This window comes from Mesorhizobium sp. CNPSo 4688, assembly GCF_057784295.1.
On sequence record NZ_JBWLUY010000016.1, the window covers coordinates 110,892 to 128,773 of the forward strand.

The following is a 17,882-nucleotide window of genomic DNA, read 5'->3' on the forward strand; positions in this document are numbered from 1 at the left end:
CGTGCGACTATCGACGCCGGGCCTTAACAACTCCTTACCGGCCGCCCAAAAAATTTACGAATGTGTACCACTCGTGAAATCTAGGTAAATTCGACCGACATATCTCGTTAACCATGCCGACGGCGGTCACTCCGCCAGCTGCGGCAAGTTCCTGAACAGCTCCAGCGCTTCCGGATTGGCCAGCGCCTCCTTGTTCTTGATGGCGCGGCCGTGGACCACGTCGCGTACCGCAAGCTCGGTGATCTTGCCAGATTTGGTGCGCGGAATGTCTGAGACGGCAACGATTTTTGCCGGCACGTGGCGCGGGCTGGCGCCGGTGCGGATCTTCGCCCGGATGCTCTTTTCCAGACCCTCATCCAGCGTCACGCCGGCGGCCAGCCGCACGAACAGTACGACGCGTACGTCATTGTCGAAATCCTGGCCGATGCACAGCGCTTCCAGGATTTCCGGCATCTGCTCGACCTGGTTGTAGATCTCCGCCGTGCCGATGCGCACGCCGCCCGGATTGAGCGTGGCGTCGGAGCGGCCATGGATGATCATGCCGCCATGCGCCGTCCATTCGGCGAAGTCGCCATGGCACCAGACGTTGTCGAAGCGTTCGAAATAGGCCGCCTGATATTTCTTGCCCTCCGGGTCATTCCAGAAGCCGATCGGCATCGACGGAAACGCTTTTGTGCAGACCAGTTCGCCCTTTTCCTGCCGGATCGGCTGGCCGTCATCATCCCAGACATCGACGGCAAGGCCGAGGCCGGGTCCCTGGATCTCGCCGGTCCAGACAGCTTGCGTCGGCACGCCGAGAACGAAGCAGGAGACGATGTCGGTGCCGCCGGAGACCGAGGCAAGGTGCACGTCCTCCTTGATGCCGTCATAGACAAAGCGAAAGTCCTCCGGCGACAGCGGCGAGCCGGTGGAGGAGATGCTGCGCACGCTGGACAGATCGTGGCTGCGGATCGGCTTGAGGCCGGCCTTGCGCACGGAATCGATGAATTTGGCCGAGGTGCCGAAGAAGGTCATCTTCTCGGCATCGGCGAAGCTGAACAGGACATTGCCATCGGGGTAGAAGGGCGAGCCGTCATAGAGCAGCAGCGTCGCGCCTGACGCCAGGCCCGACACCAGCCAGTTCCACATCATCCAGCCGCAGGTGGTGAAGTAGAAGAAGCGGTCGCCTTCGACGAGCCCCGCATGCAGCCGGTGTTCCTTGACGTGCTGGATCAGTGTGCCGCCGGCCGAATGGACGATGCATTTGGGAATGCCGGTCGTTCCCGATGAAAACAGGATGTAGAGCGGATGCGCAAACGGCAGGCGCTCGAACGTGACGGACTTTGCTGCAAAAGGCGACAGCGCCTCTTCCAGCGCCACGGCCTTGTCGATAATCCCTGCGATATCGCGCGACGTGCCGAGATAGTCGACGATCAGCACCTTGCCGACGGTTTCGAGCTTCGTGGCAACGGCAGCGATCTTGTCGGCGACTTCGATCGCCTTGCCATTGTACCAGTAGCCGTCCGGCGCGATGAAGACGACAGGCTCGATCTGGCCGAAACGGTCGAGCACGCCCTGTTCGCCGAAATCGGGGGAACAGGACGACCAGACCGCGCCAATCGAGGCGGCGGCCAGCATGGCGGCGACGGTTTCCGGCATGTTGGGCATCATCGCCGCGATGCGGTCGCCCTTTTTCACCTTGAGCGACAGGAAAAGCTGCTGAAAGCGCGAGGTCAGCTGGTGCAGTTCGTTCCACGACAGCCGCCGCTCGATCTTGTCCTCACCGCGAAAGACGATCGCGTCACTCGATCCGGTCTTTTTCAGCAGGTTCTCGGCGAAGTTGAGCGTCGCATCGGGGAAGAACGATGCGCCGGGCATCTTGTCGCCATCGACGAGCACGGTCTCGCCCTTGTCGCCGACAATGCCGCAGAAGTCCCACAGCAGGCTCCAGAAGCCTTGGCGATCCTCGACCGACCAGCGGTGTAGCTCGGCGTAGGAGGCGAAGGATGTGCCGGTTTTGGCTGCCGCCGCCTTCATGAAGGCGGTCAGCGGCGCTGCATCGATCCGGTCTTGCGTCGGGGTCCAGAGCGGTGCTTCGGCAGCCATGATCGATCCTCCTTGAAGCCGGTCGCGTCGCAAGACTGATATGCTTTTGTTTCTATGCATGTCGTTGTCCCGGAACCGCTGCACGCTTCCGGGCGACATGCATTAGCCCCAGCTTTACAGGCGCCGCTGTCCCAAAAACGCCGCGCCTCGTAGCAGGCTGAAGCTGCATCGCTTATGCCTATCGCCATGCGGCAGAGCAAGATTTTGTTCAGCTAAACTCGGCCAGTTGTGCGCAATTGCCATCGCCGGGCCATAAAGACTTGAAATGCGTCGGCGCTGGGTTACACCCGTCGGGGCGATTTTTGTCGGAATGAAAGCATACGGGGCGATATGCCATCACCTTTGATCCGGCGCGGAATATGGGCGATCGGCGTTGCCGTGCTCGTCATCGCGCTGGTCGTCGCCGCTCTGCCGCTGATTGCCTCGACCCGGATCGTGCGCGACCGCATCGCCTGGGAGATGAGCGCATGGAGCGGTTTCAGGGTCACCATTGACGGTTCGCCACGTATCGAGGTGTGGCCGAACTTCCGCGCCATATTGAGCGACGTCACGCTGTCGCAGTGGACCGAGACCGACGCGCCGCCGGTGATCGAAGCCGAGCGGGTCGAGGTCGACCTTTCAGCCATGGCGGCGCTGCAGGGCGATGTGGTGTTTTCGACGGCGCGGCTGGTGCGGCCGACGATCCGGGTTCAGCGCACCGCAAACGGCATGTTCGTGCCCGCCATGCCGACCGGAGGGCGTATCACGCGCTCCATCGACACCGCGCGCGGCGTGGTCAGCGCCGATCCGGCGAAGCCTGATCTGAGCAAGCTGCCGACCGATCCGTTCGGCACCGTGGAGTTCAGGGACGGCCGCATGGTCGCCTCCATCGGCGGCAAGGACGTCGAATTGCTGACCAGCCTCAGCGGCCAGGCAAACTGGGCGGCGATGAACAGCAATGCGACCTTGTCGGCGACCGGCATCTGGCGCGGCGAAAGCGTCACCGTCGATGCGTCCTCGCCCAAGCCACTGGTGTTGTTTGCCGGCGGTGCTGCGCCAATCACCTTTTCGTTCAAGGCAGCCCCGGCCAGCTTCTCGTTCGACGGCACGGCCGGCATGTCGCAAAACGCCTATTTCGACGGCCAGGTGAAATTCGCAGCACCGTCGCTGCGGCGCGTGCTGGAATGGTCGCAGGCCGGAATTGCACCGGGCGCCGCAATCGGGTCGGTGTCGATTTCGAGCAAGATCACGGCGACGGCGGGCCGCATCAAATTCGAAAACACCGCGGTCGCGCTCGACAACAACCCGGGAATGGGGGCGCTGGACTTCTCGTTCGGCGACGCCTTGCCGGTGATTTCCGGCACGCTCGCCTTCGACACGCTCGATCTCAGGTCGCTGTTCTCCGCCTTCACGCCGCTGGCGCCCACCGGCGAAACCGGCCCCGGGGAAATCGACACCAGCTTTGCCGACCGAGTCAATCTGGATCTGAGGCTATCGGCGGCGCATGCCTCGGCCGGCGCAATCCAGCTTGCCGACGTCGCCGCCACCGCACAGGTCAAGAACGGGCTTGCCGTCTTCGACATTTCAGATGCATCGGCCTTTGGCGGCAACGTTCAGAGCAGCCTGCGCTTCGACCGCAAGCCGGAGGGTTCGCAGGTCGAGATCCGGCTGCTCGCCTCCGACATTGACGGCGCCGCTTTCGGCACGGCTGCCGGCATGACGCGATTGGTGCCGGCCAGCACCGGCACGGTCTCGGTTATCCTCAAAGGGCCGGGGAAATCGTGGGACTCGATCTTCGAGAACGCTGACGGCTCGGTCTCGGCGACGTTCGGGCCAGGCGCACTGAGCGGGCTCAATTTGCCGGCGTTTCTGAAGCACACCGAACAGGGCGGCTTCTTCGCGCTCGACGATGTCTCGGACGGGACGCTGCCGATCGACGGCGCCGAGCTCAAAGCCACCATCTCGAAGGGCGTGGCGCGGCTGGACAAGGCCGAGGCCAATTCGGCGAAATACAAGATCTGGCTGTCCGGCATCGCGTCCTATGGCGGACGCGGGCTGGCGCTGTCGGGCGGTATCACCCAGGCCGATCCGGCGGCAGCGCCCGCCAATGGCCAGCAGGGGCATAACCAGTCGTCCTTTTTCGTCGGCGGCACCTGGAGCACACCGTTCATTTCGCCGATCAGCCGCGGCATTTCAGGCGAATAGGCAGCAGCCCCTCCCCGGGAGCTGCCGTGCTCTGTTTGTTTGACGCAATTCCGAACGGAATTGCTTGGGATCAACCGCGCTGCGCGGCTTGCTCGTCGAGCTGACGCTGCACCTCACGCCGTTTGTTGGCGACCGAGGCGATGACAACGCCTACCGCCACGACGGCGATCAGGATGGTGCAGGCGGCGTTGATCTCCGGCGTCACGCCGAGACGCACCTGGCTGTAGATCTTCATCGGCAGCGTGGTGGCGCCGGGGCCAGAGGTGAAACTGGCGATCACCAGATCGTCGAGCGAGAGCGTAAAGGCCAGCATCCAGCCGGAGACGATGGCCGGCATGATGACCGGCAGCGTGATCTGGAAGAAGGTCTTTACCGGCGTTGCGCCGAGATCCATCGCGGCCTCCTCCAGCGACCGGTCGAACGAGACTAGGCGCGACTGCACGACAACGGCCACGAAGCACATGGTCAGCGTAATGTGGGCAAGCGTGACGGTGAAGAAACCGCGGTCGAGACCGACGGCGACAAACAACAACAGCAGCGACAGGCCAGTGATGACTTCCGGCATGACCAGCGGCGCAAACACCATGCCGGAAAACAGGATGCGGCCCCGGAAGCGGGTGTAGCGGGTCAAGGTCAGGGCCGCCAGCGTGCCGAGCACGGTCGCCACCGTGGCGGAGATGACACCGACGCGCGCCGTCACCCAAGTGGCGTCCATCAGCCCCTGATTGTGGAACAGCGAGACATACCATTTGGTCGAGAAGCCGCCCCAGACGGTGACCAGTTTCGACTCGTTGAAGGAGAAGACGACGAGCAGCACGATCGGCAGGTAAAGGAAGGCAAAGCCCAGCACGACCGAGGTGACGTTGAAGCGGCTCCAGGTAGCGTTCATTTGTCCTGCTCCTGGGCGCGTGCCTGGGCCTGCTGGAACAGCATGATCGGGACGATCAAGAGCAGCAGCAGGATGACGGCGACGGCCGACGACACCGGCCAGTCACGGTTGGCGAAAAACTCGTTCCACAAGGTCTTGCCGATCATCAGCGTCTGCGAGCCGCCGAGCAGGTCGGGAATGACGAACTCGCCAACGGCCGGGATGAACACCAGCAGGCAACCGGCGATGACGCCAGGCAGCGACAGCGGGAAGGTGATCTTCCAGAAGGCGGCGGTCGGCGGACAGCCGAGGTCCTTGGCTGCCTCAATCAGCGAATAATCCATCTTTTCCAGCGACGAATAGAGCGGCAGCACCATGAATGGCAGGTAGGAATAGACGATGCCGATGAAGATCGCCGTGTAAGTGTTGAGGATGATCAGCGGCTGATTGATGACGTGCAGCGACAGCAGCAGCTGGTTGAGCAACCCTTCGGGCTTGAGGATGCCGATCCAGGCGTAGACGCGGATCAGGAACGAGGTCCAGAACGGCAGGATCACCAGCATCAGCAAGGTCGGGCGGATGGTCGCTGGCGCGCGCGCCATCCCGTAGGCGATGGGGAAGCCGACGAGCAAGGTCAGGATCGTCGAGACTGCAGCGATGATGACGCTGGTGACATAGGCTTTGAAGTAAAGCGCGTCCTGCGTCAGCCAGACATAATTGTCGAAGTTGAGATCGCGGAAGCCGGCGAAGAAACCGGAAATGCCGTCCGTGAAGTCGAGCACCGGCGTGTAGGGCGGCATGGCGATTGCCGACTGCGACAGCGAAATCTTGAAGACGATGATGAACGGGATGAGGAAGAAGAACAGCAGCCAGAGATAGGGGACGATGATGACGAGCCGGCTTACAAAGCCGGCGCCGAGCCGTGTGAGCAATGGTTTGGCCGCTGTCGATGGGCCGGCGTCGGTGATGGCGATGTTGGACATGGCCGCCGCCTATCGTGTCAGCACGACGCCGGCGTCCGGCCGGAAGGAAACCCAGGCGCGGTCGTTCCAGGTCAGCGGATCGTCGGTGACGCGCGCCGCGTTGAGCGCGCTTGCCCTGATGATCTGCCCGTCATCCAGCCTGATGTGGTAAACGGTCATGTCGCCGAGATAGGCGACGTCGTAGACTTCGCCCTCCAGCGCATTGACGGCGTCCGCCGGCTTCTTCGACGTTACCTTGATCTTCTCCGGCCTGATGGCGAAGACGATGTCGGAACCGGCCTTTGAATCGGTGCTGTTTTCGACGACGATCTGGGCCCCTGTCGTTCCGGTGATGCGTGTCGTATTTGCCGCCCGCTCGGCCACCTTGCCTTCGAACATGTTCACATTGCCGACGAAGTGGGCGACGAAGCGCGAGCTGGGCGCCTCATAGACTTCCGCCGGCGTCGCCACTTGCATGACCTCGCCTTTGTCCATGATGGCGATGCGATCGGCCATGGTCATCGCCTCTTCCTGGTCGTGGGTGACGACGACGAAGGTCAGGCCGAGCTCCTGCTGCAGGTCCATCAGCTCGAACTGCGTTTCCTCGCGCAGCTTCTTGTCCAGCGCGCCGAGCGGCTCGTCGAGCAGCAACACTTTTGGCCGCTTGGCAACCGAGCGGGCAAGCGCGACGCGCTGGCGCTGGCCGCCCGACAATTGGTGCGGCTTACGCTTGGCGAACTGCTCGAGCTTGACCAGCTTCAGCATCTCGGCGACGCGCTTTTCGATATCCGGCGCCGGCATGCCTTCCTGCTTGAGGCCGAAGGCAATGTTCTTTTCCACGCTCATATGCGGGAACAGCGCATAGGACTGGAACATCATGTTGACCGGGCGGCGATAGGGCGGGATGCCGCGCAGGTCCTGGCCGTCGAGAAGGATGCGGCCGGCGGTCGGCTCCTCGAAGCCGGCGAGCATCCGCAGCAGCGTCGACTTTCCGCAGCCCGACGCGCCGAGCAGGGCGAAGAACTCGCGCTCGAAAATGGTCAGCGACAGATTGTTGACGGCGGTGAAGTCGCCGAACTTCTTGGTGACGTTCTCGAATTGAATGTATGGCTTGGCGCTCGGGTCGTTCCATGGCGCGAAATCCCTGCGGATGCTGCCAAGCGATTTCATGTCCCACTCCGTCCTGTCTTTTTGCTTCTTGCCCCAGAGAAGAATAGCCCCGGCAGGTGACTGCCGGGGCCATGTCGCATTGCTTACTGGCCGGTGACGATCTTGGTCCAGCTGCGCGTGATCAGACGCTGCGTCTTGGGATCGTAAGGCTGGACCGTATAGAGTTTCTTCAAGGTCTCGGCATCCGGATAGACCGCCGGATCATCCAGCAGCGCCTTGTCGACGAACTGCTGCGACGCCTTGTTGCCGTTGGCGTACAACACATAGTTGGACGACTTGGCGATCACTTCCGGCTTCATCATGTAGTTGAGGAATTCGAGCGCCTCGGCGACATGCGGCGCATCGGCGGGGATCGCCATCTGGTCGAACCACATCTGCGCGCCTTCCTTGGGCACGGAATAGCCGATCTCGACGCCTTGCTTGGCCTCCACGGCCCGGTTGCGCGCCTGGAAGACGTCACCCGACCAGCCGACCGCCAGGCAGATATCGCCATTGGCGAGCGCGTTGATGTATTCCGACGAGTGGAATTTGCGGATGTACGGCCGCACCTTCAGCAAGGTTTCCTCGGCCTTGGCGATGTCGTCGGGCGAGGTGCTGTTGGGGTCGAGGCCGAGATATTTCAGTGCCGCCGGGATGATGTCGGCCGGCGAGTCCAGCACATAGACGCCGCAGTCCTTTAGCTTGGCCAGGCTGTCGGGATTGAAGAACACATCCCAGCTGTCGATCTTGTCGGTGCCGAGTGCTGCCTGCACCTTCTTGATGTTGTAGCCGATGCCGACGGTGCCCCACATGTAGTTGACCGAGTATTCATTGCCGGGATCGTATTTGGCGGTCCGTTCCAGAACGGTGTCCCACATGTTGGAGATGTTCGGCAGCTTCGACTTGTCGAGCTTCTGGAACACACCGGCCTGAATCTGACGCGCTAGGAAATTGCCGCTGGGCACGACGACGTCGTAGCCGCTGCCGCCGGCAAGCAGCTTGGTTTCGAGGATCTCGTTGGAATCGAAGGTGTCATAGACCACCTTGATGCCGGTCTCCTTGGTGAAGTCCTCGATGATCGAGCTGTCGATATAATCCGACCAGTTGAAGACATTGACGACGCGGTCCTCGGCATGGCCACCGACGGTAAAAAGCGTCAGAAATGCCGAGGTTGCCGAAAGCCAGAGCGCTTTGCGGATCATGCTGTTCTCCTTTGATGAGTGTTCCTTCGCCAATTCGTCGCTGTTCCAGCGCGATTGGGCATTTGCTTCAGAGTATTGAGCTTTCCGGGCAGCCACAAGCGCGAACTGCCGGCGCCACGCGGGCGGTTCGACGAGCGGTAGTTGATGGCTCTGTGTGCCCGCCTGGCGGGTACGCCGACACCGTCAGAGGCTTTCGCCGTGGCGCGGGCAGGGATACGACGCTGTGATCCGGTCCTGGTCCGACCGGCGGGGACACTTGGCAAGATACGCCTGTCTTGTTGTTGCCGTGTCTCCAGCCTGCCCGTGCGGTAGCAACATTGTCAATGGCCCATCTCGCGCTTTGGGCGCGCGGCGTCGTCAATTGGGCACAGGCAGGTCAATTGGGGGAAGGCAGGCCGGTGACGCCGGGCCGCGCCGGCCGCGCCTGGCGCTTGAATTCGAGCCCGATATGGACAAGCAGCGCGGCAACCACAACGGCGCCGCCGATGATGGTGCGCGCCGAGGGCACCTCGCCATGGACGAGCCAGACCCAGATCGGCCCGAGGATCGGCTCGAACGTGCCGAGCAATGCCGCGATTGCCGCCGGAACGAGGCGGGCGCCGGTGGCGAAGAAGGCAAGGCCAAGGCCGAGATTGACAACGCCGAAGGCAAACAGGAAAGCCATGTCGTGGGTGGAGACGGCGAATTGCGTGGCTTGCGACGCGGCGAACGCCGCTGCCAGCATCGTGCCAAGGCAGGTCGCCGGCGTCATGCGCACATGGGCGAAGCGACGGGTGATGACGGTGGCGATGGAGAACATGACCGCGATCAACAGCGCCAGCCCGTCGCCGATCGGCGATACGGCGCCGTCGAGCGATTCCGACACCATGATGGCGACGCCGGCGATGACGGCGGCGATCGCCACCCAGGTCGCGACGGCGACGCGTTCGCGAAACAGCACCCAGGCAAGCAAAGCCGCCAGCAGCGGGACACCGGCCTGCATCAACAGGATATTGGCGACGGTGGTGTAGGCGAGGGCGACAACGAAGCACGTCGAGGCGGTGGCGAAGCACACGGCCACGGCAAGGCCGGGCAGGCCCATGTCGCGAAACAGCCGCGGCACGCCGCGCCAGCCGTCGCGCCAGGCCATGAAGCAAATCAGGAACGCAGCCGCCCACAGCGAGCGCCAGAACACCACCGTCCAGCTGTCGGCGGTGTCGATAAAGCGGGCAATGGTGCCGCCAAAGCTCCACATCAGCGCCGACAGGAACACCAGCAGGAAGCCGATGCGCTCCTCGCGCGGCGACACGGTCGGCGAAGCAGTTATCGGCATTGATGCGGTGTCGGTCATGGGCTGCGACTGTCGGCTATCTCGGAATGGCATGATGCACAATGGACGACAGAAACGTGCCGCATTCGCCTAGCGCAACCGCGAAGGCCGGACGTGATCCAGCCCGGCATTCCCGTTGGCGCACCGCCTGCCAGCCGGCGGCATTCAGTCAAAAAAGTCGATGGCGCCTACGACGTGGTTTTGTTGCCGCGGATGAAGCGCCAGAGACCGGCCAGCGGAACCAACAGGAGAATGCCGAACTTCTTCAGCGCGATCAGCGCGACCGCAATGAGCCCTGCCTTGGCCGCCAGTTTGCCGGCGATGAGGCCGCCAATGCCGACCGCAGCCACGGTGTCGGTGCCGGGCAGGAAGTCGGTGTATTTCTTGCCGGTGTTGAAGTCCGCAACGCCGAGCACTTCATCCAGGCTCTGCTTGATCTCCGGCAATTGTTCCACCGTGGCGATGTAGCTCATCACGAAGACGCCTTCCCGGCCGAGGAAACGGACATCGTAATTGAGCGTGTGGACGGTATCGTCGCCGAACTGCAGCTCCTTTGCCCAGTGCAGCCGCTTGTGGACGAAATCATAGACAGGGGGCGAAGCCCAGCCGATCAGCTTGATCGGCTGATAGCCGTCCTTCACCCGCTGATCGTTGGCCGACAAAGTATCCGCCTGCATGCTGCTCAGCAATTCGGCGTAGTCGATGGCGGCGGCGTCTCCGTCATCGACATGTCCAATCTTTTCATAGCGCAGCTCGATGCCCCAACCGTTGCCGGCGATCGGCTCATACTTGGCCGGGAAAATCATGCCGATCGCTTCAGAGGCGGTATCAGGCGGGTTGCCCCAGGCCTCGGTCAGAACGGATGTCGCATCCTTCTTGTCCAGGAAATAGAACTTGTCCTTGAGATCGAGATGGATGCCTTCCGGAAGGTCGACCGCGCCGGTCTTCGGATCGATCTTGTCCAGGAATGCCTTGCCGTCGTCGCTATACTGTTGATAGCCCTTGAAGAATTCAGAGGACTTTTCCGCCAGAGCAGGCCCTGCCGAAAAGGCAAGCGCCACGCCAAGCCACAAAGCTTTCCTGTCCATAAGCCATCCCCCTTGGCTGCCCTCACCTTTCGATACCGCAGCGCCGATGCTTAATCAATATTTCGATCGCCTCGGCTGGGACAGATCTATATTTCTCGTCGCTAATGTGCAGGCGCCTCTCCGAGGCCGACAAACCTCGACAAGCATCACTGAAAGTCGAAGGCGCTCAAGCCCGTCACCATCTCGTCGAGGCCGAGCGGCCGGGTTACCGGCGGCTCGGCGCGGGCAAGACAGCCTATGCGTTCGCACAGCCGGCAAGCCGGGCCGATCGCCGTGGCGGCGCCCTGTCCGGTCTTTGCCGATGCCGGCAGCCCCGCGCCATAGACGATCTCGTCGCGAAAGCCGATGTCGCAGCCCAACAGCAGCGCGGTACGGCGCGGTCGCTCCGAGAACGAGCCTTGCGGTCCCTCGAGCGTGCGGGCGATGCAGAGGAACTCGGCGCCGTCAGGCATTTCCACCGCCTCCACCAGTATTTGGCCAGGCGTTGCAAAGGCGGCATGGACAGGCAGTTTCGGACAGCCGCCGCCAAAGCGGCTCTGCGGAAAGCCCTGGCCGCCCGCCTTGCGGAAGCGGTTTCCCGCATTGTCGACCTCGAGCATGAAGAACGGCACGCCGGAGGCACCCGGACGCTGCAGCGTGGTCAGACGGTTGGCCGCCTGCTCGAAGGAAACGCCGAAGCGCGAGCGCAGCACATCGATGTCATAGCTGGCCCGAACGGCGGCGGTATGAAAGCCCTGGTAAGGCATCATCAAGGCATGGGCGGCGTAGCGGCCGAGTTCGAAGCGGGCGAGCCGGCGGGCTTCATCGGTGCCGAGCTTCAGCGCCTGAATTTCGCCGGCGACTGCGACGGTCATGCGGATCAGGCAGGCCTCCATGGCGACCTCGCGCAACTGGTCGAAAGGCGACAACCGTTCGGACAGGAACAGGCGCTGCGAATGGCGGTCATAGCGGCGGCGCCAGTTCGGCATGGTGGCGACCGGCAACACCTTGACGACGATGCCGTATTCGCGTTTCAGCCAGGCTTTCAGCGCGCCGAACAGATCATCGCCCGGGTCGAGCACCGAGGTGAAGGCCTCGGCCTCTTCCTCGAGTGCTGCAAAATGGTTAGGCCGGCGTTCGAAAATCTCGTGCACCTCGTCGATCGGCAGCCTGGCGCCGGAAAGTGCTGTTGCCCTGCCCTCCCGCGCCAGCAGCTCGTTGAGGTCGGACAGCCGCTCGGCCTGCTCGCGATAGGCGCGAAACAGCTTTATCATCGCGGCCGACGCGTTGGGCGCAGCCTCGGCGAGCTCGATCAGCTCCTGGTCGCCCGGCAATTCGCCGGCAAGCAGCGGATCGCCGAACACCTCCTTCAACGCCGAGATCGACCCCCTCGCCTCGCCCTGCAGCTCATGCGGGTCGACCTTGTAGACCGAGGCCAGTTTCAGGATCAGCTGCACCGTCAGCGGCCGCTGGTTGCGCTCTATCAGATTGAGATAGGAGGGCGAGATGCCGAGGCCTTCGGCCATCGCCGTCTGGGTCAGGCCCTTGGCGATGCGGATGCGGCGGATGCGCGGCCCGGCGAAGATCTTCTGGTCGGCCATCGGCTGTCCTTGACAGGAATTTACACGGCTTGTGCGCCATGAGGGCGCCTCGGTTTTTACAATCGTGACAAATTTACAGCGCTCGCCCGTCAAACACAATACAGATTTTCTCTTATTTTCTGCGAGATATGGCGGTTTTCGTAGGCTCTCTTCGCGCCGCAATGTAAATGATGTCACACACCTACGGCGCACAATCTCCGATGACGCGGCGTTGAAGACACTGGCATCGATTGATCTGGAGTGAAAAATGACTGATTTTTACAACCTTGTCCCATCCGCGCCCGAAGGTCGCTTCGACGGCATCGAACGGCCTTACTCGCCGGACGATGTGAAGCGGCTGCGCGGCTCGGTCCAGATCCGCCAGAGCCTTGCCGAAATGGGCGCCAACCGGCTGTGGAAGCTCATCCACGAGGAAGACTTCGTCAACGCGCTCGGCGCCATGTCGGGCAACCAGGCGATGCAGCAGGTGCGCGCCGGGCTGAAAGCAATCTATCTCTCAGGCTGGCAGGTCGCCGCCGACGCCAACACCGCATCGGCCATGTATCCGGACCAGTCGCTTTACCCCGCCAATGCGGCGCCGGAACTGGTCAAGCGCATCAACCGCACGCTGCAGCGCGCCGACCAGATCGAGACCTCGGAAGGCAACGGCCTGTCGGTCGATACTTGGTTCGCGCCGATCGTCGCCGATGCGGAGGCCGGGTTCGGCGGCCCGCTCAACGCCTTCGAGATCATGAAAGCGTTCATCGAGGCGGGCGCTGCCGGCGTCCACTATGAGGATCAGCTGGCCTCGGAAAAGAAGTGCGGCCATCTCGGTGGCAAGGTGCTGATCCCGACCGCAGCGCATATCCGCAACCTCAATGCGGCGCGCCTGGCGGCCGACGTGATGGGCACCCCGACGCTGGTCGTGGCGCGCACCGACGCGGAAGCGGCAAAACTGTTGACCTCGGACATTGACGAGCGCGACCAGCCCTTCGTCGACTACGATGCCGGCCGCACGGTGGAAGGCTTCTACCAGGTCCGGAACGGCATCGAACCGTGCATCGCGCGCGCCATTGCCTATGCGCCGCATGCCGACCTGATCTGGTGCGAGACCTCGAAGCCCGATCTGGCGCAGGCCAAGAAGTTCGCCGAGGGCGTGCGCAGGCATCACCCTGGCAAGCTGCTCGCCTATAATTGCTCGCCGTCGTTCAACTGGAAGAAGAATCTCGACGACGCGACGATCGCCAAGTTCCAGCGCGAGCTAGGCGCCATGGGCTACAAGTTCCAGTTCATCACGCTGGCCGGTTTCCACCAGCTCAATTTCGGCATGTTCGAACTGGCCCGCGGCTACAAAGCGAGGCAGATGGCGGCCTATTCCGAGCTGCAGGAAGCCGAGTTCGCGGCCGAAGTCCATGGCTACACCGCGACCAAGCACCAGCGCGAGGTCGGCACCGGCTATTTCGATGCGGTGTCGATGGCGATCAGCGGCGGCCAGTCATCGACCACCGCCATGCATGAATCGACCGAGCATGCCCAGTTCAAGCCGGCAGCGGAATAACAGCAAACAACCAGAGGAAACGCCCAGTAGGGCAAGGGACACAGGAGAAGAAAAATGGCATCGATAAGCCGCGTCAAGGAACGTGCAGAAGAGCAGTCCACCACCATGAGCGTCGACCAGCAGGCGACCATCCGCATGCTGGCCAACGACCTGCACAGGCTCAATCAATCGGTGATGAAGGCAGTCGAGGCGGGCGTCTCGGTGGAACTGGTGCGCTCGGCCCGGCACCATGGCGGCGACGGCAATTGGGGTGACCTGCTGATCCCGGTGATCGTCACGCAGCAGAGTCACGGATGATCTTCCCTTACGGAAGCTTTGTGCTTGCGGAATCTTCTGACACGGTCATGCACTGGCTGATTTCAACGTCACCCGCGTGTTTTCAGCGCGGGTGACTTTCGCTTTTGAGCACGAACTTAACTACAGTTTGAAAACAGACCTTGGTTCCCCGGTTTAATATTTCTGGCTATATTTCCCGGCTGCGCCATTTCAGCTTGACATGGCGCGCGATCTCGCGCCAATTGGCTCTCGTATTTCAACCCTGCATTGAAGCAGCGCCGAGTGCCCGCACCGCCCATGTGCCCTGTGAATCGCGAGACCGACACCGCCAAACATCTGAAGTCGACAAGCAGGGATGCGAACTCCAAGATATCAACGGATTTCTCCCACGTGCTGGTCGTCGGAAAATCGCCGATCAACCGGGTGGTGGTGTCGAAGATCGTCGAGAAGTCCGGGCTAAAGCCGATCTCCGAGTCACTCGAAATGGCGACCAAGACACTGCGCACTCTCATTCCGGGCGCCGTCGTTCTCGATGGCGGCGCCGACAACAAGGATTGCGACGCGCTGATGTCGGCCATCGATGCCTTGCGGCGAGCGTCGGGCCGGTCGCTTCCCTCGGTGATCCTGCTTTCAACCAAGACCGGCACGCCCGAAAGCCTCGGCCTGTCCAGCGTGGTCGATGTGGTGGTGACCAAGCCGATCACCACCGAAAGGCTGCAGCCGGTGATCGACCGGCTGATCGGTCTCGGGCGCGGCTGATCGCACGCCGCGCCTCACTGTCTGAAACGAGGTAAGGCGGTCAACCTTTCCTGTCGATGCTTTCGATCAAAGCCGGCAGTTCACCAAGATCGGCAATCGAGCGGAAGCGGGGAGCTTCGACCGGCGGCTCGACGTGCTCCAGCACCCAGGTCAATTCGTGCGGCACGTGAACGCCCCAGCTGCCGGCCTCGATGGCCGGCACAACGTCGGACTTCAGCGAATTGCCGACCATCATGCTGTTCTGCGGGCTACCGCCATGGCGACTGAATATCCGGGCATAGGTGGCGGCGCTCTTGTCGCTGACGATCTCGACGGCGTCGAACAGGTCGCCAAGGCCGGAGGCCGCCAGCTTGCGCTCCTGGTCGAACAGATCGCCTTTGGTGATCAGCACCAGATGATAGGCGCCGGCGAGCCTTTCCACGGTCTCGCGCGCATGCGGCAGCGCCTCGACAGGGTGGCCGAGCATGTCGCGGCCGGCGGCAAGGATTTCGGCGATGGTCGCGGCCGGCACACGGCCCTCGGTCACCTCGATCGCCGTCTCGATCATTGAGAGGGTGAACCCCTTGATACCGAAGCCGTAAACGGCAAGGTTGCGCTTTTCGGCTTCGAGCAGCCGCGCCGAGATGTGCTCGACCTCGCCATGATCGGCGAGCAATGCCGCAAAGCGCTTCTCGGTCAGGCGGAAGAACTGTTCGTTCTGCCATAGCGTGTCGTCGGCATCGAAGCCGATGGTGGTCAATTTGCCTGGCATGCGGGTGTCTTCTGCTGCTCGATCTGCGGGAGGCTGACCCTAATCTGCGCGGAGCGATTTTCAACCAGGAAGGCGAACGGAACTGCCTCCCCTTCCCTTCCATCACCCGCCCCGGCTATACTCCAAAATCCGCAACCCAATCTGGTGAATGATGCCGCCTGCAAAAAAGGAAGTCCGTCCGTCGAGCCGCGGAGGACGCGTCCGCACGCCTGCCTTCGTGAAAAACCAACGCGGCGTGAAGAACTGGAAGGAAGTCAGTGCCTGGCTGGAATGGCGCGGCATCGAAGACATAGAATGCATTACACCCGACCAGGCCGGCGTCGCCCGCGGCAAGATGATGCCGTCGAAGAAATTCACCTCCAACACCTCGCTGGCGCTGCCTTCGGCAGTGTTCATGACGACGATTTCGGGCGGCTATCCGGAGGATGGTAACGGTTTCCACTATCCGGAAGACGATGGCGATCTGAAGCTGATGCCGGATCTGTCGACCCTGACCGTGGTGCCGTGGGAAGAAGACCCGACGGCAGCTGTCATCTGCGACCTCGTCCACCAGGACGGCCGCTCGGTCGAGTTCACGCCGCGCAACGTGCTGAAGCGCGTGCTGGCTGCCTATGATAAGCGCGGGCTGAAGCCGGTGGTGGCGCCCGAGATCGAATTCTACCTGGTGCGCAAGAACCCCGATCCGGACTATCCGCTGACGCCGCCGGTCGGGCGTTCGGGACGGGCCATCGGCGGCGGCGCCGGCTATTCGATCGCCGGCGTCAACGAGTTCGACGAGCTGATCGACGACATCTACCATTTCTCCGAAAGCCAGGGCCTGGAGATCGACACACTGATCCACGAGGAGGGCGCCGGCCAGCTCGAGATCAATCTGCGCCACGGCGACCCGATCGAGCTTGCAGACCAGGTGTTCATGTTCAAGCGCACCATCCGCGAGGCGGCGCTCAAGCACGAAATCTATGCCACTTTCATGGCGAAGCCCATCCAGGGCCAGCCTGGCTCGGCCATGCACATCCACCAGTCGATCATCGACAAGAAGACCGGACAGAACATCTTTTCGGCGCAGGATGGGTCGGAAACCGACGACTTCTTCCACTTCATCGGCGGCATGCAGAAGCACGTGCCGAACGCGCTGGTGATGTTTGCGCCCTACGTCAATTCCTACCGCCGGCTGACGCAGTCGGCCTCGGCGCCGGTCAACAACAAATGGGGTTATGACAACCGCACCACGGCGTTCCGGGTGCCGCGCTCGGACCCGGCGGCGCGACGTGTCGAAAACCGCATCCCGTCTTCCGACGCCAATCCCTATCTGGCGCTGGCGGCGTCGCTCGCCTGCGGGCTGATCGGCATGACCAACAAGGTCAAGGCCGAGCCACCGGTGCTCACCACCGCCAACGCAGACGAGATCGACCTGCCACGCGGCCTGCTCGAGGCCGTCGACCTGTTCGAAGGCGACGAGGAACTCTGCGCCCTTTTGGGCAAGTCCTTCGCCGCAACCTATGCGGCGATCAAGCGGGCGGAGTTCGAGACCTTCATGGAAGTGATCAGCCCGTGGGAGCGGGAGTATTTGTTGCTGAATGTTTAGGGGAATAGGGGAGTAAGGCAGTAGGGCAGTAGGGCGGGGATGGCAGCCAAGATTGAATCGTACCGGGATTTGATTGTCTGGCAGCAGGCTATGGATTTGGCGGTTTCAATCTACGAAACAACCAGAGTCTGGCCAAAGGATGAGCGCTACGGGCTGACAGCTCAGATACGCCGTGCGGCGACCTCCGTTCCCGCCAACATTGCCGAGGGCTACGGTCGAGAGAGCCGGGCTTCCTATCAGCAATTTCTCAGAATTGCCCAAGGCTCCCTCAAGGAATTGGAGACGCATCTTTTGATTGCGCAACGTGTCGGGATCGCCTCGCACGAAGCTGTCAACGCTTTGATGACCACCAGCGAGAGCGTCGGAACGCTCTTGCGACTTCTGATCCGCAAATTGTCTCCGGAATAGCCCCACCCTACTGCCCTACTGCCCTACTGCCCTACTGCCCTACTGCCCTACTGCCCTACTGCCCTACTGCCCTACTGCCCTACTGCCCTACTGCCCTACTGCCCTACTGCCCTACTGCCCTACTGCCCTACTGCCCTAC

At 62.3% G+C, this 17,882-nt stretch carries 15 protein-coding genes; 6 read left to right on the forward strand and 9 right to left on the reverse strand.

Annotation, left to right across the window (positions count from 1 at the left end; translation table 11 throughout):
- Positions 1–126: 126 nt before the first annotated feature.
- On the reverse strand, positions 127–2,085 hold the full coding sequence (locus AC04SH_RS26925; RefSeq protein ID WP_488577252.1) for an acetoacetate--CoA ligase: 1,959 nt from the start codon (positions 2,083–2,085) through the stop codon (positions 127–129).
- A 330-nt stretch (positions 2,086–2,415) separates the two neighbouring features.
- Here AC04SH_RS26925 and AC04SH_RS26930 point away from each other — a divergent pair, with 330 nt between their 5' ends.
- Complete coding sequence (locus AC04SH_RS26930) at positions 2,416–4,269, forward strand: AsmA family protein (RefSeq protein WP_488577253.1); 1,854 nt, start codon at positions 2,416–2,418, stop codon at positions 4,267–4,269.
- A 70-nt stretch (positions 4,270–4,339) separates the two neighbouring features.
- Here AC04SH_RS26930 and AC04SH_RS26935 read toward each other — a convergent pair whose 3' ends face one another.
- From AC04SH_RS26935 to AC04SH_RS26965, 7 genes are all read right to left on the reverse strand, one after another.
- Positions 4,340–5,158, reverse strand: a complete 819-nt coding sequence (locus AC04SH_RS26935; protein WP_352591005.1) for an ABC transporter permease — start codon at positions 5,156–5,158, stop codon at positions 4,340–4,342.
- Positions 5,155–6,120, reverse strand: coding sequence for an ABC transporter permease subunit (locus tag AC04SH_RS26940; RefSeq protein ID WP_488577254.1), 966 nt, complete (start codon positions 6,118–6,120; stop codon positions 5,155–5,157). Before AC04SH_RS26940 ends, AC04SH_RS26935 begins: the two co-directional genes overlap by 4 nt.
- Positions 6,121–6,129: 9 nt before the next feature.
- Positions 6,130–7,269: an ABC transporter ATP-binding protein gene (locus AC04SH_RS26945; protein ID WP_488577255.1), complete on the reverse strand. Its 1,140-nt coding sequence runs from the start codon at positions 7,267–7,269 to the stop codon at positions 6,130–6,132.
- An 83-nt stretch (positions 7,270–7,352) separates the two neighbouring features.
- Entirely contained in the window at positions 7,353–8,450 is a 1,098-nt protein-coding gene (locus tag AC04SH_RS26950) for a polyamine ABC transporter substrate-binding protein (protein WP_488577256.1), read from the reverse strand.
- Between the two features lie 376 nt (positions 8,451–8,826).
- Positions 8,827–9,780 carry a DMT family transporter gene (locus tag AC04SH_RS26955; protein WP_488577257.1) on the reverse strand — a complete coding sequence of 318 codons (954 nt, stop codon included), beginning with the start codon at positions 9,778–9,780 and terminating at the stop codon, positions 8,827–8,829.
- 167 nt (positions 9,781–9,947) lie between these two features.
- Entirely contained in the window at positions 9,948–10,847 is a 900-nt protein-coding gene (locus tag AC04SH_RS26960; RefSeq protein ID WP_477237539.1) for a DUF2167 domain-containing protein, read from the reverse strand.
- A gap of 146 nt (positions 10,848–10,993) precedes the next feature.
- Positions 10,994–12,427, reverse strand: a complete 1,434-nt coding sequence (locus AC04SH_RS26965) for a helix-turn-helix domain-containing protein (RefSeq protein WP_488577258.1) — start codon at positions 12,425–12,427, stop codon at positions 10,994–10,996.
- Positions 12,428–12,674: 247 nt separating this feature from the next.
- Between AC04SH_RS26965 and aceA the strand changes: the two genes are divergently transcribed.
- The 3 genes from aceA to AC04SH_RS26980 all read left to right on the forward strand — a co-directional run bounded on the left by aceA (position 12,675) and on the right by AC04SH_RS26980 (position 14,999).
- Positions 12,675–13,964 carry an isocitrate lyase gene (gene aceA, locus AC04SH_RS26970; RefSeq protein WP_112561959.1) on the forward strand — a complete coding sequence of 430 codons (1,290 nt, stop codon included), beginning with the start codon at positions 12,675–12,677 and terminating at the stop codon, positions 13,962–13,964.
- Between the two features lie 54 nt (positions 13,965–14,018).
- Positions 14,019–14,261, forward strand: a complete 243-nt coding sequence (locus AC04SH_RS26975; protein WP_006202762.1) for an SMc00767 family acetate metabolism repressor — start codon at positions 14,019–14,021, stop codon at positions 14,259–14,261.
- A gap of 276 nt (positions 14,262–14,537) precedes the next feature.
- A complete protein-coding gene (locus AC04SH_RS26980) occupies positions 14,538–14,999 on the forward strand; it encodes a response regulator (RefSeq protein ID WP_477237533.1) in 462 nt (153 codons plus the stop codon).
- Positions 15,000–15,039: 40 nt separating this feature from the next.
- On the opposite strand, the gene AC04SH_RS26985 is transcribed toward AC04SH_RS26980, so the two are convergent.
- Positions 15,040–15,750 (reverse strand): HAD family hydrolase, encoded by a 711-nt coding sequence (locus AC04SH_RS26985; RefSeq protein WP_488577259.1) that lies wholly within the window; start codon positions 15,748–15,750, stop codon positions 15,040–15,042.
- 148 nt (positions 15,751–15,898) lie between these two features.
- Between AC04SH_RS26985 and AC04SH_RS26990 the strand changes: the two genes are divergently transcribed.
- Entirely contained in the window at positions 15,899–17,335 is a 1,437-nt protein-coding gene (locus AC04SH_RS26990) for a glutamine synthetase family protein (protein ID WP_488577260.1), read from the forward strand.
- 39 nt (positions 17,336–17,374) lie between these two features.
- Positions 17,375–17,743, forward strand: a complete 369-nt coding sequence (locus tag AC04SH_RS26995) for a four helix bundle protein (protein WP_477237527.1) — start codon at positions 17,375–17,377, stop codon at positions 17,741–17,743.
- The last annotated feature ends 139 nt before the right edge of the window (positions 17,744–17,882 follow it).

Bases quoted from the DNA above. Each gene is read 5' to 3' on its own strand.
- AC04SH_RS26935 (WP_352591005.1), bottom strand. From the start codon at position 5,158: ATGAACGCTACCTGGAGCCGCTTCAACGTCACCTCGGTCGTGCTGGGC.
- AC04SH_RS26980 (WP_477237533.1), top strand. From the start codon at position 14,538: ATGTGCCCTGTGAATCGCGAGACCGACACCGCCAAACATCTGAAGTCG.
- AC04SH_RS26955 (WP_488577257.1), bottom strand. From the start codon at position 9,780: ATGACCGACACCGCATCAATGCCGATAACTGCTTCGCCGACCGTGTCG.
- AC04SH_RS26930 (WP_488577253.1), top strand. From the start codon at position 2,416: ATGCCATCACCTTTGATCCGGCGCGGAATATGGGCGATCGGCGTTGCC.
- AC04SH_RS26950 (WP_488577256.1), bottom strand. From the start codon at position 8,450: ATGATCCGCAAAGCGCTCTGGCTTTCGGCAACCTCGGCATTTCTGACG.
- aceA (WP_112561959.1), top strand. From the start codon at position 12,675: ATGACTGATTTTTACAACCTTGTCCCATCCGCGCCCGAAGGTCGCTTC.
- AC04SH_RS26945 (WP_488577255.1), bottom strand. From the start codon at position 7,269: ATGAAATCGCTTGGCAGCATCCGCAGGGATTTCGCGCCATGGAACGAC.
- AC04SH_RS26940 (WP_488577254.1), bottom strand. From the start codon at position 6,120: ATGTCCAACATCGCCATCACCGACGCCGGCCCATCGACAGCGGCCAAA.
- AC04SH_RS26965 (WP_488577258.1), bottom strand. From the start codon at position 12,427: ATGGCCGACCAGAAGATCTTCGCCGGGCCGCGCATCCGCCGCATCCGC.
- AC04SH_RS26990 (WP_488577260.1), top strand. From the start codon at position 15,899: ATGATGCCGCCTGCAAAAAAGGAAGTCCGTCCGTCGAGCCGCGGAGGA.
- AC04SH_RS26975 (WP_006202762.1), top strand. From the start codon at position 14,019: ATGGCATCGATAAGCCGCGTCAAGGAACGTGCAGAAGAGCAGTCCACC.
- AC04SH_RS26925 (WP_488577252.1), bottom strand. From the start codon at position 2,085: ATGGCTGCCGAAGCACCGCTCTGGACCCCGACGCAAGACCGGATCGAT.
- AC04SH_RS26960 (WP_477237539.1), bottom strand. From the start codon at position 10,847: ATGGACAGGAAAGCTTTGTGGCTTGGCGTGGCGCTTGCCTTTTCGGCA.
- AC04SH_RS26985 (WP_488577259.1), bottom strand. From the start codon at position 15,750: ATGCCAGGCAAATTGACCACCATCGGCTTCGATGCCGACGACACGCTA.
- AC04SH_RS26995 (WP_477237527.1), top strand. From the start codon at position 17,375: ATGGCAGCCAAGATTGAATCGTACCGGGATTTGATTGTCTGGCAGCAG.